Here is a 22,678-nt window from a genome sequence, read left to right on the forward strand (position 1 = left end):
GCAGTGCAGCATACAGAAAATCAAAAAGGGAAGGGATACAGTTGCTTGCGTTTTGTCATAGACTTGCGTCTCAAACGATCCATTTCCTTGAGCTACGTCTTTGAAACTGTACGAAAAGCTCGCCGACGAAATCACCGAAGCCGTGCGCCGGGGCGTGTTCGCCGCCGGCGAGCGGATTCCGTCGGTGCGGTATGCGAGCCAGCAGCATGGCGTGAGCATCAAGACGGTGCTGCATGCGTACGCGTTGCTGGAGAGCCGCGGCATTGTCGAAACACGGCCGCAATCAGGGTATTTCGTGCGCGAAGCCGCGCTGCAAGCGTTCAGGCCCGAGACGCGGCTGCCGGGCGGTAAGCCTGCGCCGTTAGTGGCGCCGGTCGCAGCCGAAGTCGACGTTAGCCGCCTCGTTCTATCGACGCTTCGCAGCATTCGCGCGCACGACGCCGTGCCGTTCGGCTCGCCGTATCCCGATCCATCGCTCTTTCCATGGCGCCGCATCAACCAGTACGCGAACGCGATTGCCCGCCGTCAGGCGAGCTGGAACCTGATCGACGATCTGCCGCCCGGCAACCCGGAGCTGATCCGGCAGATCGCCCGGCGCTACGCCGAGAACGGCATGCCGGTCGATCCGGGCGAGATCGTCATCACGCTCGGCGCCACCGAGGCCATCAACTTGAGCCTGCAGGCGGTCGCCAAGCCTGGCGACACAGTGGCCGTCGAATCGCCGACCTACTACGCGATGCTGCACGCGATCGAGCGACTCGGAATGCGCGCGATCGAGGTGACGACGCATCCCGTCGACGGAATCGACATCGACGCGCTCGCGCAGGTGATCGCGCGACAGAAGATCGCCGCCTGCATGGTGATGCCGAACTTCCAGAATCCGCTCGGGTTCCAGATGCCGGACGCGCGCAAGCGGCAGCTCGTCGAATTGCTCGCCGCGCATCAGATCCCCGTGATCGAGAACGACGTTTATCAGGAGTTGTATTTCGGCGAGACGCGGCCGTCGACATTGAAAAGCTTCGACACGCAAGGGCTCGTGCTGCATTGCGCGTCGTTTTCGAAAAGCCTCACCGCGTCGTACCGGATAGGCTGGGCGTTGCCGGGACGTTATCGTGCTCAGGTCGAGAAGCTGAAGTTTCTGAATACGCTCACTACGCCTTCCGCGCCGCAGGTCGCGGTCGCCGATTATCTGCGACAGGACGGTTACGACCGGCATCTGCGGCATGTTCGCAAGGTCTACCGGCAGCAGGCGAGCATCATGACCGCGCTGGTGCGGCGTTTTTTTCCGGCCGGCACCCGTATCTCGACGCCGCAAGGCGGCTACGTTTTGTGGGTGGAGTTGCCCGAGCGTGTCGATTCGATGCGGCTTTATCAGGCGGCGCTCGCGCGCAGCATCACGGTCGGGCCGGGCATGATGTTTTCGACGCGCAACGATTTTCGCCATTTCATCCGGCTCAATTACAGCTACCCGTGGACTGCGCAAAGCGAGGCGGCGTTGAAGACACTCGGCGAACTGGTGGCGCAGATGGCGTGACGCGCTTGCACGAGTCGGTGCAGCACAGGTCGGCAGATAAAACATCAAGAAGGAGACACGAATGGATGACGATGAAATCGATCCGGTGCTGATAGCCGTGCTGGGGCAGCTTTGGCGGGCGCATCGCGAAAGCTTCGGAGAGGCGAGGCCCGGCCGGGATAGGGCCAGCGGCGCGTGGTCGCTAGCGAGGCTCTCCAAGCAGGCCAACGTGCCGATGAGCGCGCTTCTGCGGCAGTTGACGGCGCTCGTCGACGGCGGTCTCGTGGAGACGACGTTCAACGAGGAAGGCGCCGGCACCGCGCGTCTGAGCGAGACCGGCCGGGATGTGTGCGCGGAGCTGTTCGGCGAGGGCGGGGCGGCGGGCGATGATGAGGCGACCGATCCTAACGACACGCAGCCGCCGAGCCTTCACTAGTTGATCGCGGCGGCCGCAGCAATATCGATTCCGTTATACACGGGATAACAGCGAATAATTTTTCCTCTGAAATTGACCTCGGAATATGGCCCCCTATGCTGGAGCCTTGCCCGGAACAACGGGCGCCAGGCGAACCCCTCAATCGATTTCGGAGAATTCATGAAAACAACGCTGGCGCGAGCGCTGCATCGATCATTGCGTATCAAGACCGTCCGAACCGCGCTCGTTGCGGCATGCGCCGCAACCGTCGGCCTCAGCCTCGGCTCTGTTGCAACGGCAGCGTCGGCGGCCACCGCGCAGCCCGTCGGCATTGCGTTTGTCTACCTCGGCAATCCCGGCGACGCCGGCTGGACCTATGCGCACGAACAGGGCGTGAAAGAGGTCGAGGCGAAGTTCGGCGACAAGATCAAGGTGACGCGGATCGAGAACGTGCCGGAGTCCGCGGATTCTGAGCGCGTGTTCCGCGATCTCGCGTCGAAGGGCAACAAGATCGTGGTGGGTTCGAGCTTCGGCTTCCAGGACTTCGAACTGAAGGTCGCCAAGGACTTCCCGGACACGGTGTTCGAACACGCGACCGGCTACAAGAAAGCGGCCAACTTCGCGACGTACGACGTCCGCACCTACCAGAGCGCCTATCTCGCCGGGCTCGTCGCCGGTTATACGACGAAGTCGAACACGCTCGGCTTCGTGGGCTCGGTGCCGGTGCCGGAAGTGGTGCGCAACATCAACGCGTTCACGATGGGCGCTCGCTCCGTGAACCCGAAGGTGCGCGTCAAAGTGGTGTGGATCAATAGCTGGTTCGATCCAGGCCGCGAGAAGCAGGCTGCCGAAACGCTGATCGGCCAAGGCGCGGACGTCCTCATCCAGAACACGGATTCGACAGCCACCATGCAGACCGCCGAGCAGAAGAAGGTACACGCGTTCGGCTGGGACTCGAACATGAAGAAGTTCGGGCCGAATGCGCAACTGGGCGCGTGCGTGAGCAACTGGGGCGTGTATTACACGTATCTGGTGCAGCAGGTAATGGCGGGCACATGGAACAACGCGCCGGTGTGGTGGGGCCTCAAAGAGAAGGCGATCGATCTCGCCGATATCAACACCGAAGCGGTGTCGCCCACTGCGCAGAAGGCGTTGAGCCAGAAGCGGGACGATATCGTATCCGGCAAGTTCAATCCGTTCGCCGGGCCGATCGCGGATCAGTCGGGTGCAGTGAAAGTTGCGGCGGGCAAGTCGCTGAGCGACGCGGAGCTGCTGCGTTTGAACTGGTTCGTGCAGGGCGTCGACGGTTCGCTGCCGAAGTAAAGTAGCGCGAGCCGCATTGAACGTCCCGGCTTGCCGACAACAACGACCAGGAGATCGCCCGTGAGTCTGACTGTTCCGAGCGCGGCGGTGAGCCCGACCGCCAGCGCAACCGCCAGTGCTAATGCGGCTTGCTTTCCGCCGCAGGGCTTGACGCCCACACACGAGCAGATCGTGCGGCATCTGCGGCATTCGAGCCGGATCGCCGAGCGGGCGACGTTGCTCGGGCATCATCCGTTCGGCGCGGTCCTGGTCGGCCCGGACCAGGAGACCGTGTTGATGGAGCAGGGCAACGTCGACACGGTGAATCATGCGGAGTCGGTGCTCGCTCGCGTGGCGGCGCTCAACTTCACACCAGAGTACTTGGGGAGTTGCACGCTGTACACGTCGGTCGAACCGTGTTGCATGTGCGCGGGCACGATGTATTGGGCGAACATCGGCCGGGTGGTGTTCGGTATGACCGAGAAGCGCCTGCTCGAGGCGACTGGCGATCACGCCGAGAATCCGACCATGAGCGTCGAGTGCCGGTATGTCTTCGATCACTGTCAGAAGCGCGTGGAGGTGATCGGCCCGGTCGCCGAAGTCGAGGCCGAGGTGATGGACGTGCAACGCAGGTTCTGGAATAGCCGCTAGCTCGGTTCCAACATCGCGACGCCGCAGAACCAGTCGCCGCCATGCGGCCGGTATTTCCACCGGCTGTCGTTCTGCTTGATGACGCTCGGGCACTGCTCGCCGATCGCGATCCCCGGATGCGCGGCCGTGCATTGGAGCATGGCTGTATCGACGGTGGAAGGCGCGGGCACGGACGGCTTGCGCGGGCGGTCCGGCGGCGCGGGCTTGAGCGCATCGCCAGGTTCCGACGGTTGGGCCAACGCAGGCGGCGCGCCCGTCGGCTGGCTCGCAAGCCATTGCTGAAGCTCGTCGATACGCGTTGCGTACCACGTCCCGAGACACGCAGCGTCCCGGCAATTGGCCTCGCGCCACAGCCATTTGCTGTCGCTGTCGGCGATGAAGCCGCGCCGGTCGGGCGCTCTTCGGCGCGCTTTCCAGTAGAGCTGTCCCAGTGTGTCGTCGAGACGCGACAGCGCCGTGTCGTTGCAGATCATCTTCTCGGTGAACGAATGGCCCTTGCTGCAGTTGAAACTCGCGGCATGAACGGACGAATGCGCGATCAGCAGCGCGGCGATCAGAATGGGGCGGACAATTTTCATGACGATTCACGCAATGCATGGTTTTTCATGCAACGGATGATCGTCCGATCGCGCGCCGTGCGGACGCCGGAAAAACGCAGCACTTCCCTGAAGTGATTACCAGATATTGCCTCGCGCGAGGCCGCCCGCCGCCCCCGATAGCGCAATGCACGGCCAATGGAAGCACTGCCGCGGGACATCTTCGCGTTTGGCGGGTATACCCTGATGCGCTGCTTACGCATTCTTGCCGATGTTGGGTTGGGGGGCGCATATATGAACCGCGAAGCGACATCACGCATGGAGGTAGGAGCAACGCCCGAGGCTAGCCGTTATCGGCCGGATCTGGCCGAAGAGGTGTTGGCGTCGGAGCGCAGCGTGTTGCGGCTGATCACGCGCAATACGCCGTTGCCGGAATTGCTGGAAGAAGTCTGTCACCGCGCGGAAGTGCTGCTGGGCGGGGGCGCGTCGTGCTCAATCCTGCTGCTGGACGACGACGGCGTCCACGTGAAGATGGGCGCCGCGCCGTCGCTGCCGGCGGAGTTCAGCACGGCGATCGACGGTGCGCCGATCGGTCCGAGCGCGGGCTCCTGCGGCACCGCGATGCACGAGCGGCGGCTGGTGGTGGTCGAGGACATCGAGACGGATCCGCTGTGGGCGGATTTCCGTGCGCTAGCGTTGCCGCACGGCTTGCGCGCGTGCTGGTCGGTGCCGTTCCTGAACGACGCCGGCGCGGTGCTGGGCGCGTTCGCCGTCTATCATCGCGCGCCGCGCCGGCCTACCGCGCAGGAAGAGACGATGCTGCGCGATATCAGCCGCAGCGTCGGGCTCGCCGTGCATCAGGACGCGATGGCGCAGCGGCTTGCGAACAGCGAGGAGCATCATCGGCTCGTCGTCGATCATCTGATCGAGGGCATTGTCGTGCAGTCGCGCGCGGGCATCGTGCTGGCCTGCAATCCGAGCGCGCAGCGCATGTTGCGCACCGGGCCGCAGATCGTCGGACGCAGTATCCGCACGGTGATGGTGCGCGGCTTTCATGAAGACGGCTCGCCCGTGGCCGAGCATGAACGGCCTGTCGCCCAGGTGCTCGGGAGCGGCAAGCCGATGCTGGGCGTCACACTGGCGCTCGAACTGGTGAACGGCGAAGTGATCTGGGTCACCGAGAACGTCGTGCCGATTCTGAAGCCGGGCGAGAGCAAGCCCGACTCCGTACTGATCTCGTTTACCGACATCGGCCCGGTGCGCGAGGCGCAGCGCCAGTTGAAATTTCTCGCGACGCGCGATTCCCTCACGGGGCTCTACAACCGGGCCTATCTGACGGAGCGCATGAACAGCCTGTTCGCGCCCGGCAACCCGAATTGCAGCGGCGAGCTCACGAGCGTCGCCGTGCTGTTCGTCGATCTCGACGGCTTCAAGAAAGTCAACGACACGGCTGGTCACGAGGCCGGCGACGCATTGCTGAAAAGCGTCGCCGAGCGGCTTGCCGGCTGCGTCGGCCCGGACGATACGCTCGCGCGGGTGGGCGGCGACGAGTTCGTGATCGTTGTGAGCGCCTTCGAATGCAACGAGGAGATAGTCGGGCTGGCGCGTCAGATCCTCAGCGAAATCGCGGTGCCTTTCGCGGTGGCGGACAACGAGTACTACCTGGGCGCGTCGATCGGCATCAGCCGCTTTCCCGAAGACGGCCAGGACGCCCCGACGCTGATGCGCAACGCCGACTCGGCGATGTATCACGCGAAGCAGCGCGGGCGCAACAACTTCCAGTTCTTCACTGCGGAACTGAATCAGCAACTGCAGCGCCGCTTCCTGATCGAGCAGTCGCTGCGCCGCGCGCTCGCCGCCCACGAGCTAAGTCTCGTGTATCAGCCGATCGTCGATAGTCACGCCGGCCGGACCATCGGCGCGGAGGCACTGCTGCGCTGGTATAACAGCGAGCTCGGCAATGTCTCGCCGGCGGAATTCATTCCGGTTGCGGAAGACGCGGGACTCATCGTCGAGATCGGCGACTGGGTGCTCGCCCGTGCCTGCGAGCAGGCGGCGCAATGGCGGCGCACGCTCGCGCCGGATCTGATCGTCGCGGTGAATCTGTCGCCGCGCCAGTTCAACGACGGTCTGGTCGAGCGGATCAGGCGCTGTCTGGACCATTCCGGGCTCGAGCCGGCGGCGCTCGAACTGGAAATCACCGAGCGGCTTCTGATGAGCGACAGCGATACCGTGCTGCCCATGCTGCTCGCATTGAGCGCAACGGGCGTGCGTATTTCCGTCGACGACTTCGGCACCGGTTATTCGTCGCTGTCGTATCTGAAGCGCTTTCCGCTGCATAACCTGAAGATCGACCGGTCGTTCGTGGCGGGCTTGCCGGATCATCGCGATTCCATTGCGATCACGCAGGCCGTGGTGGCGATGGCGCATTCGCTCGGCATGAACGTCACCGCGGAAGGCGTGGAGACGCCCGAACAGGCCGCATTCCTCCGTTCGATCGATTGCGACAAACAGCAGGGCTATCTGTACAGCCGGCCAGTGGGAGCGAGCGCATATGCGCGCGCGTTGGCGGATGTGTATGCGGCGACGTGATCCGCGCGCCGCGTTGTCGTATGTCGCGAAGGTTCTCAGTCCGCGAGGATCGGCTACGTGACATAACCGCGCCGGAGACTGGGCGTAAGATGCAACGACCTGCATCTGAGCCCCAGGAGACTTGCGATGGCACAGCACTTCGACGCGGTTGTTATCGGCACGGGACAGGGCGGCGCGCCGCTCGCCGTGCGACTTGGCAAAAGCGGCCGCCGCACGGCGGTCATTGAGCGCGCGGCGTTCGGCGGCACCTGCGTGAACGTGGGCTGCACGCCGACCAAGGCGTATGTGGCGAGCGCCCGCGCGGCGCATGTGGCGCGCCATGCGGCGAGGCTCGGCGTGCATATTGGCGGGGCTGTCGGTGTGGATCTGGCGGCGGTGAAGGCGCGCAAGGACAAGATCGTCGGCCGGTCGCACGACGGTGTGGAGGCCTGGCTGCGGGGCACCGAGAACGTCACGGTGTTCAACGGCCATGCGCGCTTCACCGGGCCGCACACGCTTGCTGTCAGCGGTCCGGACGGGGGCGTGCTGCACGAACTGAGCGCGGACGAGATTTTCCTCAATACGGGCACGCGCGCCGTGGTGCCGCCGCTGGAAGGCATCGAGCGAACCCGCTATTACACCAACTCGACTCTGCTGGAGATCACGGAGTTGCCGAGCCGGCTCGTGATCGTGGGCGGCAGTTATATCGCGCTCGAATTCGCGCAGGTGTTTCGCCGCTTCGGCAGCGAAGTGACCGTGCTGGTACGCGGCGATCGCGTGCTCACGCGCGAGGACGCCGACTTCGCGGAGTCAGTGCAGAGCGTGCTCGCCCGCGAGGGCGTGGAGTTCCGTTTCGGGGTGCAGCCTTCGCGCGTCGAGCCGCATCCCCATCGCGAGAACGAAGTGTGTATCGGCTTCGAGCAGAATGTTCCGGCGCTCGAGGCGTCGCATCTGCTGTTTGCAACCGGCCGCAAACCGAATACCGACGATCTCGGCCTTGCCGCGGCCGGCATCGAAACCGACCGGCATGGCACGATTCCCGTGGACGGCCAGTTGCGCACCAACGTGCCGGGCGTGTGGGCGATCGGCGACATCAACGGACGAGGCGCGTTCACGCATACGTCCTACGACGATTACCACATCGTCGCGGCCAATCTGCTCGATGGCGGCACGCGCACCGTCGACAAGCGGATCATGGCGTACGCCGTATTCGTGGACCCGCCGCTCGCGCGCGTCGGCCTCTCCGAAGACGACGTGCGCAAGAGCGGCCGCGAAGCGTTGATCGCGACCATGCCGATGTCGCGCGTGGGCCGCGCGAGCGAACGCGGGGAGACCGACGGTTTCATGAAGGTGCTTGCCGACCCCCACACCAGGCAGATTCTCGGAGCGACGATCCACGGTATAGAAGGCGACGAGGCGATCCATACCTTCATCGACATCATGACGGCGGGCGCGCCGTATCCCACCTTGCAATACGCGATGCACATTCACCCGACCATCAGCGAACTGGTGCCGACCTTGCTCGACGGTCTGAAGCCGATGAAGTAAGCCGATGAACTGAGCCGAGCGCGGCGCGCATCGACAAAGCGTCGCACCATCGCGGATAATCGCCAGCGGCGCGGGCCGCCTGCGGGGTTAAGGCGTGCCGCATTGGCCACCATCGACCCACATTCAATCGCATTCATTCGAGGAACAGCCGATGGGCAAGGGACGCGTCGAAGCCTTCAGCGATGGCGTGATCGCCATCATCATCACGATCATGGTGCTCGAAATCAAGGTACCGGAAGGCTTCGATCTCGCCGCACTGACTCCGCTCGTGCCGGTGTTCGGCGCCTATGTGCTGAGCTTCATCTACGTGGGCATTTACTGGAACAATCATCATCACATGTTCCATACGGTGCAAAGAGTCAACGGCGGCGTGCTGTGGGCCAATCTGCATCTGCTCTTCTGGCTGTCGCTGCTTCCCGCCGTCACGCATTGGGTCGGCGAGAATCATCTGGCCTCGTGGCCGACCGCCATGTACGGCGTCGTGCTGTTCATGTCGGCGATCGCTTATTTCATCCTGACGCGCACGCTGATCCGTGAGCACGGCCGCGACTCGACGCTCGCAAAAGCGGTGGGCAACGACATCAAAGGCAAAGTGTCGGTTGTGATTTATCTCGCGGGCATTGCGCTCGCTTTCGTCGCGCCGTGGATTTCGGCGGCGCTCTACGCGCTTGCTGCCGCATGGTGGCTGGTGCCGGACCGGCGCATCGAGCACGTGCTGGAAGCCTGAGCGTGCTTGCGCTGAAGCTCGCGCTCGTGCCGGCGGCAGCCGGTGGACTGATTTTGCGGATGCTTGCGAGCGAGCGCCCGCGCGCAACGAGCTTGAACGAAGCGGACCTGAGCGCAGCAGGCCCGCGCGCAGCGAGGCTGATTGCGAGCAGACCCGAGCTTCACGGATACTGCCGTCATGACTTCATCTTCATCTACCCGCCGCGCGCCGTCGAGCCGCATCGGCCTCATCTCCGATACGCACAACCTCGTGCGTCCAGAAGCGCTCGAATATCTCGCGGGCTGCGACGCCATCATCCACGCGGGCGACATCTGTAACGAGGCCGTGCTCGGCGCGCTCCCGCAGATCGCACCGCTCACCGTCGTGCGCGGCAATAACGACACGGGCGAGTGGGCCGCGTCGCTGCCGACGCATGCGACGCTCAACGTGCAGCAGGTAGCGATTCTCGTCGTGCATGACAACGCCGACGTGCCAGCCGATCCGCGCAACGAGGGTATCGGCGTGGTGGTGACCGGCCATTCGCATAAGCCGTCGATCAGCGAGCGCGACGGCGTGCTGTTCATCAACCCCGGCAGTGCGGGGCCTCGGCGCTTCAAGCTGCCGGTGTCGGCAGGCATTCTGACGGTCGAAGGCTCGCGCGCGCATGCGAGATTCGATCTGCTGCTCAAATGAAAACGGGCCGGCAAATCTGCCGGCCCGTCGGGTGACTACTGTCGATGTAACTGGAATGCCGCGCGGTTACTCGGCTGCGCTAGTGCGACTACCGCAGTCAAGCCTGGTACCGCGGTCAGCGGCGACTTCCGAAGTCATCGCCCTTGTCGCGTCACCGCGGCTACCGCGCCGCAGGCAATCAGGCACGCGCCGTAGCGGTGGCTGCGTAGCGTTCGTCCATCTCTTCGGCTTCACGTTCGCCGCGCAGTACTTCGTGCGCTTCGGCGCGCGTCGCCACGCAAGGGCCCGAGCCAAGGAGCGGCTTGCGGGCGGTTTCGCGAAGCGCCACCACGGAGACGATACCGATCAGCGACGCGCCCATCAGGTAGTACGCAGGCATCATCAGATTGCCGGTGCGGTCGACGAGCCATGCGGTCACCAAGGGCGTCGTACCGCCGAACAGCGACACCGAGATATTGAAGCCGATGGCCAGCGCGCCGTACCGGATCTTCGTCGGGAACAGCGCCGGCAGCGCCGACGGCATCACGCCCGTGAAGCACGACAGCAGCACGCCGAGAATCATCAGGCCGGCGAACACCGGCACCAGCGTGCCCATGCGGATCAGCAGCAGGGCGGGGATCGACAGCGCGAACAGACCCACGCAGCCGAACAGCATCACCGGCTTACGGCCGATCGTGTCCGACAGACGGCCGGCTGCGAGCGTCATCGGCATCATCAGTACCATCACGAGCAGCACGATGAAAAGGCCGTGCGATTCGTTGAAGTGCAGCGTGGCGGACAGGTAGCTCGGCAGGTACGAGAGCGCCATGTAGTCGGTCACGTTGAAGATCAGCACGAGGCCGACGCACAGCAGCAGCGGCTTCCATTGCTGCACGAGCAGATTGCTCAACGACTGCTTAGGCAGCGCCTTGTCTTCGGCTTCGCGTTGCTCGGCCTGCTTCTTGAACGCAGGCGTTTCTTCGAGCTTCATCCGGATATAAAGACCCACCAGGCCCAGCGGACCGGCGATCAGGAACGGCACGCGCCAGCCCCACGAGAGCAGCGCGTCGTTCGACAGCGTCGCCGTCAGCACCGCCACCGTGCCCGCGCCGAGCACGTAGCCGATCAGCGTACCGAACTCAAGGAAGCTGCCCATGAAGCCGCGCCGTTTGTCCGTCGAAAATTCGGCGATGAAGGTGGCTGCCCCGCCGTATTCGCCGCCGGTCGAAAAGCCTTGCACGAGACGCGCCACGAGCAGCAGAGCCGGTGCGAGGATGCCGATCGACCCATAGCTCGGGATCAGCCCGATCGCGAACGTGCCGATCGCCATCATGATCATGGTCATTGCGAGTACGCGCTGACGGCCGATGCGGTCGCCGAGCGGCCCGAACACCATGCCGCCGACCGGGCGCACGAGAAACGCCGCGGCAAACGTGCCGAACGTGGCGATCAACTGGGCGGACGGGCTCGACGACGGGAAGAACACTTTGCCGAGCGTGACAGCGATGTAGCTGTACACGCCGAAATCGAACCATTCCATTGCGTTGCCGAGCGCCATGGCGCCGACGGCACGCTTGAGGAGAGAGTTGTCGACGACGGTGATGTCGTCGAGAGAAAGGCGTTGTTCTTGTTTGTGATGTCGCCAGAAGCCGTTGCTGGAAGCGGTCAAGGTAAAACTCCGATGACTGCGACGAAACTCATGATGCGTTCCGCCACGGTTGCTGGAAGTGCAGTTTCGCAAACGGGGCGATGGCGTTCTTGCGCCGCTAGGGCGAAAGAATGGGCGCGCGTTGAAAGTTGAACGCGGAAAGCGCGGCAGACGCCGCAATCGCCCGTGCCTCGCGAGCCAGGTCGCGAAAAAACACTCGTCTAAATTGTGTTGACTGTTGCACCTGCGTGGCCGTGGAAGGGGGGCAGATGCATGAGGACGCGGGCGGCTTTAAGCCGGACCTACGCCACTGGAAGGCTTGAAACGAAAAAGGCCGGTGCTTTATTCGCCGCCTGAATGACCCTTGGATGACCGAAGGGCAACTTCAAACCGCGATACGACCGACAAGCCTTCTTGTATAAAAACTGTTCCATCGCGATGGACTCACGCAGTGCAGGCACATGGCGGGTCGCAAGGTCAGTGAACGCGAATGTAGGTGAATTGCTGTTGGAACGACGCACATGTTAGCACGATGACAGAGGATCGTGCAAACCCGGTTTTGCGTCCGCGGTTGGGCGACGGCGCTCAATCCCTTGCCGGGCGGGAGATCCGGCGATCGAATCGGTCTCGAAATGGCGCTTTCAAAGGCGCGAAAATGTACCGTTTGGAGAGTTCCAGCGGCAAGCGAGGGGCGAAAAAAATCCGCGCACGAGGCGCGGATTTCGTCGCTACTGCTGCGAGTGGGGAGCACTCGATTCGCGCTTACTCAGCCGGCGGCGGCACGTAACCCTGCGCCGTATCCGCGCCTTCGCCGAAGAAGAACTTTTCGGTCTGCTTCATCAGGTACTGGCGGGCACGCGGATCGGCCATGTTCAGACGGTTTTCGTTGATCAGCATGGTTTGCTGCTTCAACCAGGCCTGCCACGCTTCCTTGGAAATGCCTTCGTAGATCCGCTTGCCGAGTTCGCCCGGCAGCGGCGGGAAATCGAGGCCTTCGGCTTCCTTGCCGAGCTTCGCGCATTGAACCATACGAGTCATGCTGTGCTTCTCCTGTGTCGACCGGAGTGAGTGCTTCGGCACTTACTCCGGTCCCATAAAAAAATAATTACCGTATCGATACGAGGACGGGCGCTCGCTCTATATGGGGCCGCTCAGAGCTGTTTCATCAGCACGAGCGATTTGCGCTGCCAGTTGTACAGTCGGCGACGGTCTTCGGGCAGGTCGTCGACCGTGACCTTGACGAAGCCGCGCTTCAGGAACCAATGCTCGGTGCGCGTGGTGAGCACGAAAATGCGTGTTAGCCCGCGGGCCCGCGCGCGTTGCTCGATGCGCTTGAGCAGGCGCTCGCCGTCGCCGGTGCCCTGAGCTTCGGGCGCGACCGTCAGGCAAGCCATTTCGCCGATGCGCTCCTGCGTGTACGGATACAACGCCGCGCAGCCGAACAGCACGCCATCGTGCTCGATCACCGAGAAATGGTCGATGTCGCGCTCGATCTGATGGCGGCCGCGCCGCACGAGCGTGCCGTCCGATTCGAGCGGCTCGATCAGCGCGAGAATGCCGCCGACGTCGTCCGGCGTGGCTTCGCGCAGACTTTCGAGGTTCTCGTACGAGATCATCGTGCCCACGCCGTCGTGCAGGAACAGTTCGAGCAGCAGACTGCCGTCGAGCGCATAAGGGATGATGTGCGCCCGCGCCACGCCGCCGCGGCACGCGCGGATCGAATGCTTCAGATAGAAGCCCGCGTCGCCGGTGACTTCGCCGCTTTCGTGCAGCTTGTAGGCGTCGTCGAGCGAGAGTTCGCGGATCAGTTCGGGGCCGTCTTCGCCGGCTTGCATGAGGCCGGGCGTTTCGGTCAGGAACACGATCTTGTCGGCACGCAACGCGATGGCGGCAGCCGAGGCGACGTCTTCCATTGCCAGGTTGAAGGCCTCGCCGGTGGGCGAAAAACCGAGCGGCGACAAGAGCACCAGCTTGCGGCTTGCGAGCGAGTGGCGGATCGAATCCGCGTCGATCTTGCGCACCACGCCTGTGTGCGCGAAGTCGACGCCGTCCAGAATGCCGACCGGGCGCGCCGTCACGAAGTTGCCCGATACGACGCTGATGTGCGCGTGCGCCATCGGCGTGTTCGGCAAGCCCTGGCTGATGGCGGCCTCGATATCCAGACGCACTTCGCCGGCGGCTTCTTTCGCGGATTCGAGCGCGCGTGCGTCGGTAATGCGCATGCCGTGCGAAAACTCCGACTCGACGCCGTGCAGACTCATCTGCTCTTCGACCTGCGGTCGGGAGCCGTGCACGAGAACGATCTGGATGCCCATGGCCTGCAGCAGCGCGATGTCGGACACGAGCGCATTCAGGAGCCCCTGATGCACCACTTCGCCGCCGAAACCGACAACAAACGTCTTGTTCCGGAACGCGTGGATGTAAGGGGCGACTGAGCGCATCCAGTCGACGAATTGCGCGTGCTGTGCGAGGTTTTCCGTTGCTCCGGCGGGGGCCGGAACGCTCGCGGGCGCGGGGACGAGGTCGGTTTGGGAATTCATGCCGGGGATTATAATGCGCCCCCATGTCGAATGTACCCAAAAGTCCCGCCGCGGCGAACGAGAATGCGGCGCCGGCCGCCGATCAGGCGAACTCCGGCGACGCGAAGCGCCGCCCCGAAAAGGACGCGAACCGCGGCAACCCGGACGCGCCTCGCAAGGCGCGCGTGCCGCATCGTGCCGGCGAAGGCGCGCAGGCGTCTTCGAACGAGAAGAATCCGTCGCGCACGGTGAAGGATGTCGAGCGCGGTGAGCAGCGGGGCAAGACGCGTGACGGAGCTGAATCGCGCGAACCGGGCGAACAACGCAGACAACGCGACCAACGCGACCAACGCGGGCAGCGCGAGCGGCCGGAGGCTGACAAGCCACCGCGCCAGCAACCGCCTCGCGAACCGCGCGCCGCACGTGAACCGCGCGTCGTCCAGCCGAATCCCGTTCCGCCGATCACCTTCCCCGAAGCGCTGCCGGTCTCCGGCCGTCGCGACGAAATCGCCAAGGCGATCGCCGAAAACCAGGTAGTGATCGTGTCCGGTGAAACCGGCTCGGGCAAGACCACGCAGTTGCCGAAAATCTGCCTCGCGCTAGGGCGCGGCCTCGGCGCGGGCGGCTCGGGGTTGATCGGCCACACGCAGCCGCGCCGCATTGCCGCTTCGGCGACGGGCCGGCGCATCGCTGAGGAGCTTGGCACGCCTTTCGGCGAAGTGGTCGGCTACAAGGTGCGTTTCACCGACAATCTGTCGCCGGGCGCATCCGTCAAGCTGATGACGGACGGTATTCTCCTCGCCGAAACGCAGACCGATCCGCTGCTCAAAGCGTATGACACGCTGATCATCGACGAGGCGCATGAGCGCAGTCTGAACATCGACTTCTTGCTCGGCTACCTGAAGGAAATTCTGGTCAAGCGTCCCGATCTGAAGCTGATCGTGACGTCGGCGACGATCGATGCCGATCGTTTCGCGCGCCACTTCGGCAGCGAGGAAAAGCCCGCGCCGGTAATCGAAGTGAGCGGGCGGCTGTATCCAGTCGAGGTGCGCTACCGTCCGATCGACGAGGACAGCCCCGCTGTGAAAGCGGCGCAGGGTACGTCAGGCACATCGGGCGGTTCGGCGTCGCGTGAACGTGCGAAGACTCAGCGCGAGACCGGCAAGGAGCGCGACCGCGATCTGATGGAAGCGATCGTCGACGCCGTCGATGAGCTGTGCCGCGAAGGTCCCGGCGACGTGCTGGTGTTTCTGCCCGGCGAGCGTGAAATCCGCGATGCCGCCGAGGCGCTGCGCAAGCATCATCCGCCGCATACCGAAATCCTGCCGCTGTTCGCGCGCCTCTCGGCGGCCGACCAGGAACGCGTGTTCCGCACTTCCAACGCGCGGCGCATCGTCCTCGCGACGAACGTGGCGGAAACGTCGCTCACGGTGCCGGGCATTCGCTATGTGGTCGATACGGGCCTCGCGCGCGTGAAGCGCTATTCGTATCGCAACAAGGTCGAGCAGTTGCAGGTCGAGTCGATCTCGCAGGCCGCCGCGAATCAGCGGGCAGGGCGCTGCGGACGGGTGGCCGACGGCATCTGCATTCGCCTGTATGACGAGAGCGATTACCAGAGCCGCGTGCGCTTTACCGATCCGGAGATTCTGCGCTCGTCGCTCGCGTCGGTCATTCTGCGCATGAAGTCGCTGCATCTGACGGCGATCGAGACGTTTCCGTTTATCGAACCGCCGCCGGGCCGCGCGATCGCCGACGGTTATCAACTGCTGAACGAGCTCGGCGCCGTCGACGACGACAATCAGCTCACGCCGCTCGGCCGCGAACTCGCGCGTCTGCCGCTCGACCCGCGCGTCGGCCGGATGATTCTCGCCGCGCGCGATCAGCAATCGCTGAAGGAGGTGCTGATCATCGCGAGCGCGTTGTCGGTGCAGGATCCCCGCGACCGGCCGATCGAGGCGCAGGAACAGGCCGACCAGGCGCATCGCCGCTTTGCCGACGAACGCTCGGAATTCCTCCAGTGGCTGAAAATCTGGAACTGGTTCGAAGAAGCGATCGCGCACAAGAAGTCGAACAAGCAATTGCACGAGGAATGCCGGAAGAATTTCCTGTCGCAATTGCGTCTGCGCGAATGGCGCGACGTTCATTCGCAGCTGCTGACGGTGGTGCGTGAACACGGCTGGCGTCTGAACGAAGCTGAAGCGACCTTCGAGCAGGTCCATCTCGCGCTTCTCACGGGCCTCTTGGGCAACATCGGACTGAAAGCCGACGACGAGCCGTACTACCTCGGCGCACGCGGCATCAAGTTCTATTTATGGCCGGGCTCCGCGCTCGTCAAGAAAGCGGGCAAGTGGGTAATGGCCGCGGAACTCGTCGAGACGAGCCGTTTGTACGCGCGCTGCATTGCGAAGATCGAGCCTGAATGGATCGAAAAAATCGGCGCGCATTTGCTGAAGAAATCGCTGTCAGAACCGCATTGGGAGAAGCGCGCGGCGCAGGTGTCGGCCTTCGAGCGCGCGGTTTTGTACGGGCTGCCGATCTATAACCGGCGGCGCGTGAGCTTCGGCAAACAGGACCCTGCGCGGGCGCGCGAGCTTTTCATTCGCGGCGCGCTCGTCGAAGGCGAGTTCGACACCAAGCTCGGATTTTTCGCGCACAACCGCAAGCTGCTTGCCGACATCGAGCAACTGGAACACAAGTCGCGCCGTCAGGATGTGCTCGTCGACGACGAACTGATTTTCGCGTTCTACGACCAGGCGCTGCCGAAGGGGATTTACACCGGCGCGTCGTTCGAGCGCTGGTATCGCGATGAACTGAAGAAAAGCGGTCAGCCTGAGGACAAGCTGCGCCTGCTGTATCTGTCGCGCGACGACCTGATGCGGCATGAAGCTGCGGGTGTGACGACCGATCTGTTCCCGAAACGGATGACGATGGCGGGCGTCGAAATGGCGCTCACCTATCACTTCGAGCCGGGTTCTCCGCGCGACGGCGTCACGCTCGCCGTGCCGCTTTATGCGCTCAATCAGGTCGACGCGCGACGCTGCGAATGGCTCGTGCCCGGCATGCTGAAGGAGAAGACGCAACTGCTGCTCAAGTCGCTGCCGCAGAAGCTGCGGCGTCACTGCGTGCCGCTGCCGGAATATGCGGCCGGTTTCGTCGACCGGCATGGGGCGCCGCGTTTTGGTGCTGGCGGGTTGCTCGAAGCGCTGATCGCCGATATTCGCGAGCAGAAGCAACTCATGCTGAAACAGTCGGACTTCAAGCTTGAGACGTTGCCGCCGCATCTGTTCATGAACTTTAAGGTCGTGGACGAACACGGGCGGCAACTCGCGATGGGGCGCAATCTGTCGCAGCTACGGGCGGAACTGGGCGGCCAGGCCCAGCAGCACTTCCAGAAGATCGCATCGAGCGCGGCGGGCGCGGCGTTGGCGGACGCGGCCGGCTCGCGGGCGGACGGGGCAGCAGTTGCTGGAGCGCCCCGGACGGCGCCTGCGTCCAGCGGTCCGGCACAGCGAGGGAAGGGCGCGGCTGCGCCGGTGCCGCAGACACCGTTGCAAGGCAGCGCGGGCGGCGGCAGCACTGCGCTGTACGAAAACCTCACCACCTGGAATTTCGGCAAGCTGCCCGAGTTGCTCGAAATCCGTCGCGGCGGGCAGACATTATTCGGCTACCCGGCTCTCGTGGATCGCGGCACGCATTGCGACGTCGAGGTGTTCGATTCGCCGGACGAGGCCGCGCGTATTCATCGTGCGGGTCTGCGTCGGCTATTCGCTTTGCAACTGAAGGAGCCGATCAAGTATCTGGAGAAAAATCTGCCGGGCTTGCGCGAAATGGCGATGCAGTTCATGACGCGGGGTACGCAGGAAGAGTTGCGCGATCAACTGATCGACACCGCGCTCGATCGCGCCTGTCTGCAGGATCCGCTGCCCGACGACGACGTCAGTTTCCATACGCGCCGCGATGAAGGGCGTAGCCGGCTGACGTTGCTGGCGCAGGAGATTGCGCGACTGGTTGGGCAGATTCTCGGCGAATACGCGTCGGTACTGAAGAAGCTGGCGCAGGCGAAGTCGTTCACGGCTGCGCACGCCGACATGCAGAACCAGCTCGACGCGCTAATCGGCAAGCGATTCGTGGTGGACACCCCGTACTCGCAGCTCACGCATTTTCCGCGTTATCTGAAGGGTATCGCTTTGCGGATCGACAAACTGAAGGCTGATCCTGCGCGCGACGCACGGCAGTTCGCCGAATTCCAGCCGCTGCTGCAGAATTATCAGCGCGCGGTTGCGCAGCGCGGTGGAGTGCCCGATGCACGTCTGTCCGAGTTCCGCTGGCTGCTCGAGGAGCTGCGCGTTTCGCTGTTCGCCCAGGAGTTGCGCACGCCGATGCCCGTGTCGGTCAAGCGGCTTCACAAGGTGTGGGATTCGATGCAGCGGTAAGTCTCGGGCAAGCCGGGGCGCGCGGATGCCTGGGCTGGGTCTCGCGCGCGTTTGGCTCGTCCACGCATGCCGGTCCACCCGATTGTCGCAAGACGCTCTTTGCTACGCGCCCCACGCTTCCAACGCTCGACGCTTTCCCCGCTTTTCGCCGCACTGAATCAAAAAGGCGCGTGACACCCGTTCCTTGTGGGGGACGGGTGTCACGCGCGAACATGCGCAGGCCGGCGTCGGACCTGCGCCTACCTGCTGACTTTAGTATTTGACAGCGTGATGCACGGCGCAGCGCCGGACTGGACGGCAGTGCGCCAGTCCGGCAGTACCCGCTTACCAGTGCATACCCGCGCCGACCGATGCGCCGAACTGGCCGCGCGAGTCCGTGCTTCCTTGCAGCTTGTAGACCCACTTGCCCGTTTCCGACAACTGCGACACGCCGATGGCAAGCGCGGACTGACCGCCATAGGTGCCGCCGGCCACCGCGACCATGCCGTGACCGGGCAGCACGGCCTGAGGCAGCCCGACCATGGCCAGCGCAGACGCGGTGCCGCCATACGAATCGCGTCGTGCAGAGCGGATCTGGTCGTCGGTGTAGTTGCGCGCCTCGCCGACCGCGCCGCGCGCGCTCTGCTGCAACTGATTGACGTTGACTGCGTCCGTGCCTTGCACGCCGGCTGCAACATTGGCGATCTGGCGCTCCTGACCCGCGGCGCCGACGGATACCGTATTCGCGCGATCCGCGACCGAGCCTTGGCCCAAGGCGACGGAATTCGTGCCGCTAGCGATGGCGGCCGCGCCGAGCGCAGTCGCGTTGTTGCCGCTTGCGACGGAATTCGCGCCGATTGCGCTGGCGTTCGCGCCGGTGGCCTGGGCGTTCGCGCCGCCAGCGACCGAGTGCACGCCCGACGACACGGCACCTTCGGTGTCGCGATTGCCTTCGCCGCTGAAGAAAGGATTCGCTGCGTTGACCACGGCGTTGTTGACGGCGCCGGTGATCGCCGCGTTCAGTTGACCGACGTTGACGGCATCTGAAGCGTCGACGCCTGCGGCGACGTTGTGGATGGTGGTGCCGCCGCTAGCTGCATCGCCACCCAGCGTGACGCTGTTTTTGTCGACGTTGCCATTGGCGTCCTGGTCGTACATCACCGCACCGTCGAGCTTTGCGGCGTTCGCGGCGCCCTGGTCGCTTACGGCCTTCAACTGTGCGACGTTGACAGCGTCGGTGTCGGCTGTGCCGGCTGCGACGTTCGTGATCTGCCGTTGGTTGCCGGCCGAGCCGACGGAGACCGTTCCGGCGCGATCGGCGATGGAGCCTTGACCGAGCGCAACGGAATTGGCGGCGACGGCGCTTGCCTGATAACCGAGGGCCACGGAGTTGAGCGCTACCGCGCTTGCCTGATAGCCGAGCGCGACGGAATTGAGCCCCGCTGCGCTCGCCTGATAGCCGAGAGCGGTGGAGCCGTCGCCTGACGCAGTGGCAAAGCCCCCAACCGCGGTGCTGAAACCGCCCTGTGCCTGGGAACTCGTGCCGGCGGCAAAGCTGGCCTGGCCCGCGGCAAGTGCCGAGCTGCCGATGGCGACCGCATTCGCGCCGGTCGCCGATGCGTCGTCGGTACCGTTGTTCAGGCCATTGCCGTTTGCCTTGAAGTAGCGCGAGGCGTTCGCGCTGACGGTTTGCAACTGGCTAAGGTTGACGGCGTCCGTTGCCTCGGTGCCGGCCGCGACGTTCGTGATCTGCCGTTCGTTGCTCGCTGAGCCGACGGAGACCGTTCCGGCGCGATCGGCGATGGAGCCTTGGCCGAGCGCAACGGAATTGGTGGCGACGGCGCTTGCCTGATAACCGAGTGCGACCGAGTTGAGCGCTACCGCGCTTGCCTTGTACCCGAGAGCAGTGGAGCCGTCGCCTGACGCACTGGCCAAGCCCCCAACCGCGGTGCTGAAACCGCCCTGTGCCTGGGAACTCGTGCCGGCGGCAAAGCTGGCCTGGCCCGCGGCAAGTGCCGAGCTGCCGATGGCGACCGCATTCGCGCCGGTCGCCGATGCGTCGTCGGTACCGTTGTTCAGGCCATTGCCGTTTGCCTTGAAGTAGCGCGAGGCGTTCGCGCTGACGGTTTGCAACTGGCTAAGGTTGACGGCGTCGGTTGCCTCGGTGCCGGCCGCGACGTTCGTGATCTGCCGTTCGTTGCTCGCCGAGCCGACCGAGACCGTTCCGGCGCGATCGGCGATGGAGCCTTGACCGAGCGCAACGGAATTGGTGGCGACGGCGCTTGCCTGATAACCGAGTGCGACCGAGTTGAGCGCTACCGCGCTTGCCTTGTACCCGAGAGCAGTGGAGCCGTCGCCTGACGCACTGGCCAAGCCCCCAACCGCGGTGCTGAAACCGCCCTGTGCCTGGGAACTCGTGCCGGCGGCAAAGCTGGCCTGGCCCGCGGCAAGTGCCGAGCTGCCGATGGCGACCGCATTGGAGCCGGTCGCCGATGCGTCGTCGGTACCGTTGTTCAGGCCATTGCCGTTTGCCTTGAAGTAGCGCGAGGCGTTCGCGCTGACGGTTTGCAACTGGCTAAGGTTGACGGCGTCGGTTGCCTCGGTGCCGGCCGCGACGTTCGTGATCTGCCGTTCGTTGCTCGCCGAGCCAACCGAGACCGTTCCGGCGCGATCGGCGATGGAGCCTTGACCGAGCGCGACCGAGTTGGCGGCGACGGCGCTTGCCTGATAACCGAGTGCGACGGAGTTGGCGGCGGTGGCGCTTGCCTGATAACCGAGCGCGACGGAGTTGAGCGCTACCGCGCTTGCCTTGTACCCGAGAGCAGTGGAGCCGTCGCCTGACGCAGTGGCAAAGCCCCCAACCGCGGTGCTGAAACCGCCCTGTGCCTGGGAACTCGTGCCGGCGGCAAAGCTGGCCTGGCCCGCGGCAAGTGCCGAGCTGCCGATGGCGACCGCATTGGCGCCGGTCGCCGATGCGTCGTCGGTACCGTCGTTCAGGCCGTTGCCGTTTGCCTTGAAGTAGCGCGAGGCGCTTGCCGTAGCGGCTTGCAACTGGCTGACGTTGACGGCGTCGGTTGCGTCCGCTCCGGCCGCGACATTCGTCAGGCGGCGCTCGTTGTCTTGAGAGCCGATTGATACTTCGCCCTTTGCGACCATAGCCGCAATTGTCCTGGGATCGGCGCCAGCCGGTACATATCCGGGTTTGCTCGGGTCCGCTCCCGTGGTGGAGTGAGCGCCGAGTGCGACGCTGTTGTCAGTGGAGGCCGCGGCGCTGTAACCGATCGCGACCGAGTTCAAGCCCGTAGCGGAAGCGACATAGCCAAGCGCCGTGGAGTTTCTGCCTGCGGCCGTAGCCGAGGGTCCACCGGCAAATGCGTTATTGCCTGACGCCGTGGCCGCATAGCCAAGTGCGACAGTGCGGAACGCGCTGGACGTCGCGCCGTAGCCAACGGCCGTCGACTGCGTTCCGGTAGCGGTCGCAACGCTGCCTAAGGCGGCGCTGCCGTCCTTGTCTGCGAGCGCTCCTGACCCGGCCGCGATCGAGTCGGTACCGTTTGCAGTTGCCAGCAGTCCTGTAGCAACCGCGCGAGCACCAACTGCAACGGATGCCGTCCCTGTTGCAACCGAATCGGAGCCCGACGCCACGGTGCCCGCTCCGGTTGCAATCGACCGGAAGCCGTTTGCAACCGCACCCGTGCCCAAGGCTGTTGAACTCTCGGCCAAAGCAGCGGAACCCGCACCTTGTGCGATCGAGTTCGCGCCAGAGGCTCTTGCCGTCAAGCCGACTGCTATGGAGTTGTCTCCCGCCGCGGCCGCGCCCGCACCTTCCGCAATGGAACTCATACCCGATGCGGTCGCGGTCACTCCTAGCGCAACCGAGTTGTCTCCGGCGGCGTTGGCGCCAGGGCCCGCCTGCGTGGAATTGACGCCGGCTGCCATCACGTTCGCCCCACCCAATACCGCAGCCGCCGCAGCTACCGCCAGTGCAACAAGCTTCCTGCGCGTAGAACCGCGCTTTGTCTTCGCCGTCGAGGTTTCGGGCGTCGCTACCCACGTTGCCGTCGCTTCGCACCAGATTGATTGATGGATGTTATTCACTTGTCTTGAAACTCCGCGCTGTTGTTTCGTGGCCGGAGTGGACGAGATAATCAGAGAAGGCGTCATCGCCCATTAATCGGATCGCGC

General features: G+C 64.3%; 14 protein-coding genes. 9 read left to right on the top strand and 5 right to left on the bottom strand.

Going from position 1 to position 22,678, the window contains the following annotated elements:
* The first annotated feature begins 100 nt into the window (after positions 1-100).
* From RW095_RS25030 to RW095_RS25045, 4 genes are all read left to right on the top strand, one after another.
* Positions 101-1,534, top strand: a complete 1,434-nt coding sequence (locus RW095_RS25030; RefSeq protein ID WP_317021589.1) for an aminotransferase-like domain-containing protein — start codon at positions 101-103, stop codon at positions 1,532-1,534.
* 61 nt (positions 1,535-1,595) lie between these two features.
* Positions 1,596-1,949 carry an ArsR family transcriptional regulator gene (locus RW095_RS25035; RefSeq protein ID WP_317021590.1) on the top strand — a complete coding sequence of 118 codons (354 nt, stop codon included), beginning with the start codon at positions 1,596-1,598 and terminating at the stop codon, positions 1,947-1,949.
* A 159-nt stretch (positions 1,950-2,108) separates the two neighbouring features.
* A complete protein-coding gene (locus RW095_RS25040) occupies positions 2,109-3,251 on the top strand; it encodes a BMP family ABC transporter substrate-binding protein (protein WP_317021591.1) in 1,143 nt (380 codons plus the stop codon).
* Positions 3,252-3,338: 87 nt separating this feature from the next.
* Entirely contained in the window at positions 3,339-3,881 is a 543-nt protein-coding gene (locus RW095_RS25045) for a nucleoside deaminase (protein ID WP_317022670.1), read from the top strand.
* On the opposite strand, the gene RW095_RS25050 is transcribed toward RW095_RS25045, so the two are convergent.
* A complete protein-coding gene (locus RW095_RS25050) occupies positions 3,878-4,459 on the bottom strand; it encodes a lysozyme inhibitor LprI family protein (RefSeq protein WP_317021592.1) in 582 nt (193 codons plus the stop codon). The genes RW095_RS25045 and RW095_RS25050 overlap by 4 nt on opposite strands.
* 252 nt (positions 4,460-4,711) lie before the next feature.
* Between RW095_RS25050 and RW095_RS25055 the strand changes: the two genes are divergently transcribed.
* From RW095_RS25055 to RW095_RS25070, 4 genes are all read left to right on the top strand, one after another.
* Positions 4,712-7,009 carry an EAL domain-containing protein gene (locus RW095_RS25055; protein ID WP_317021593.1) on the top strand — a complete coding sequence of 766 codons (2,298 nt, stop codon included), beginning with the start codon at positions 4,712-4,714 and terminating at the stop codon, positions 7,007-7,009.
* 126 nt (positions 7,010-7,135) lie between these two features.
* Positions 7,136-8,536, top strand: coding sequence for an FAD-containing oxidoreductase (locus RW095_RS25060; protein ID WP_317021594.1), 1,401 nt, complete (start codon positions 7,136-7,138; stop codon positions 8,534-8,536).
* 151 nt (positions 8,537-8,687) lie between these two features.
* Positions 8,688-9,263: a TMEM175 family protein gene (locus RW095_RS25065; RefSeq protein WP_317021595.1), complete on the top strand. Its 576-nt coding sequence runs from the start codon at positions 8,688-8,690 to the stop codon at positions 9,261-9,263.
* Positions 9,264-9,440: 177 nt separating this feature from the next.
* Positions 9,441-9,935, top strand: coding sequence for a metallophosphoesterase family protein (locus RW095_RS25070; RefSeq protein ID WP_317021596.1), 495 nt, complete (start codon positions 9,441-9,443; stop codon positions 9,933-9,935).
* A 178-nt stretch (positions 9,936-10,113) separates the two neighbouring features.
* On the opposite strand, the gene proP is transcribed toward RW095_RS25070, so the two are convergent.
* The 3 genes from proP to argA form a co-directional block, all read right to left on the bottom strand.
* Entirely contained in the window at positions 10,114-11,583 is a 1,470-nt protein-coding gene (gene proP, locus RW095_RS25075) for a glycine betaine/L-proline transporter ProP (protein ID WP_317021597.1), read from the bottom strand.
* A gap of 741 nt (positions 11,584-12,324) precedes the next feature.
* Entirely contained in the window at positions 12,325-12,600 is a 276-nt protein-coding gene (locus RW095_RS25080; protein ID WP_027799933.1) for an oxidative damage protection protein, read from the bottom strand.
* Between the two features lie 113 nt (positions 12,601-12,713).
* On the bottom strand, positions 12,714-14,102 hold the full coding sequence (gene argA, locus RW095_RS25085; protein WP_317021598.1) for an amino-acid N-acetyltransferase: 1,389 nt from the start codon (positions 14,100-14,102) through the stop codon (positions 12,714-12,716).
* A gap of 23 nt (positions 14,103-14,125) precedes the next feature.
* Here argA and hrpA point away from each other — a divergent pair, with 23 nt between their 5' ends.
* On the top strand, positions 14,126-18,514 hold the full coding sequence (hrpA, locus tag RW095_RS25090) for an ATP-dependent RNA helicase HrpA (protein WP_317021599.1): 4,389 nt from the start codon (positions 14,126-14,128) through the stop codon (positions 18,512-18,514).
* Between the two features lie 324 nt (positions 18,515-18,838).
* Here the strand turns inward: hrpA and RW095_RS25095 are convergent, their stop codons facing one another.
* Positions 18,839-22,591, bottom strand: coding sequence for a YadA-like family protein (locus RW095_RS25095; protein ID WP_317021600.1), 3,753 nt, complete (start codon positions 22,589-22,591; stop codon positions 18,839-18,841).
* Between the last annotated feature and the right edge of the window lie 87 nt (positions 22,592-22,678).

It is taken from the genome of Paraburkholderia kirstenboschensis (assembly GCF_032806925.1).
In the GTDB taxonomy this organism is placed as follows: Bacteria; Pseudomonadota; Gammaproteobacteria; order Burkholderiales; family Burkholderiaceae; genus Paraburkholderia; species Paraburkholderia kirstenboschensis.

Excerpts from the sequence above, each read along its gene's own strand:
- RW095_RS25065 (WP_317021595.1), top strand. The coding sequence starts at position 8,688 with ATGGGCAAGGGACGCGTCGAAGCCTTCAGCGATGGCGTGATCGCCATC.
- RW095_RS25035 (WP_317021590.1), top strand. The coding sequence starts at position 1,596 with ATGGATGACGATGAAATCGATCCGGTGCTGATAGCCGTGCTGGGGCAG.
- argA (WP_317021598.1), bottom strand. The coding sequence starts at position 14,102 with ATGAATTCCCAAACCGACCTCGTCCCCGCGCCCGCGAGCGTTCCGGCC.
- RW095_RS25050 (WP_317021592.1), bottom strand. The coding sequence starts at position 4,459 with ATGAAAATTGTCCGCCCCATTCTGATCGCCGCGCTGCTGATCGCGCAT.
- hrpA (WP_317021599.1), top strand. The coding sequence starts at position 14,126 with ATGTCGAATGTACCCAAAAGTCCCGCCGCGGCGAACGAGAATGCGGCG.
- RW095_RS25070 (WP_317021596.1), top strand. The coding sequence starts at position 9,441 with ATGACTTCATCTTCATCTACCCGCCGCGCGCCGTCGAGCCGCATCGGC.
- RW095_RS25040 (WP_317021591.1), top strand. The coding sequence starts at position 2,109 with ATGAAAACAACGCTGGCGCGAGCGCTGCATCGATCATTGCGTATCAAG.
- RW095_RS25060 (WP_317021594.1), top strand. The coding sequence starts at position 7,136 with ATGGCACAGCACTTCGACGCGGTTGTTATCGGCACGGGACAGGGCGGC.
- RW095_RS25080 (WP_027799933.1), bottom strand. The coding sequence starts at position 12,600 with ATGACTCGTATGGTTCAATGCGCGAAGCTCGGCAAGGAAGCCGAAGGC.
- RW095_RS25055 (WP_317021593.1), top strand. The coding sequence starts at position 4,712 with ATGAACCGCGAAGCGACATCACGCATGGAGGTAGGAGCAACGCCCGAG.